General features: G+C 40.2%; 1 pseudogene. It reads left to right on the forward strand.

What is annotated here, in order from left to right:
- Positions 1-635: pseudogene (locus tag GFJ99_RS13935) on the forward strand (hypothetical protein); the annotation flags it as partial.

The following is a 635-nucleotide window of genomic DNA, read 5'->3' on the forward strand; positions in this document are numbered from 1 at the left end:
ACTGTTACGCCATTAAACACGATTGCCTCAGGAACAAACCAAACGGTTTGTATCAATAGTGCTATCACGAATATTGCCTTAGCAACAACAGGAGCTACAGGCGCAACATTTACAGGATTACCACCAGGAGTTACTGGTTCATGGGCAGGAAATAATGTTACAATTACTGGTACTGCTACTTTAGCAGGAACGTTTAACTATACCGTAACTACAACAGGAGGGTGTCCACCAGCAACAGCTACCGGAACTATTACTGTTAATCCACTACCTCTTCCAGTTACAGGATTTAGTTATTCAACACCAGTTTGTATAAACAGTACAAATCCAACTCCAACTCCAGTAGCAGGATTTACTACAGGAGGTGTTTATAGTTCAACTTTAGGATTAACTATTAATAGTTCAACCGGAGAAATTGATTTAGCATCAAGTACTGCAGGAACATATACAGTTACTTATTTTTATGGAGCAACGGCTTGTGGTGCAGCAGGCAGTAGTACTTTTAATATTACTATACTTCCACAAAATGTCATTGCCTCAGGAACAAATCAAACGGTTTGTATCAATAGTGCTATTACGAATATTGCCTTAGCAACAACAGGAGCTACAGGCGCAACATTTGCTGGATTGCCAGCAGG

Source organism: Flavobacterium sp. LMO6, from assembly GCF_009495795.1.
Taxonomy (GTDB): Bacteria; Bacteroidota; Bacteroidia; order Flavobacteriales; family Flavobacteriaceae; genus Flavobacterium.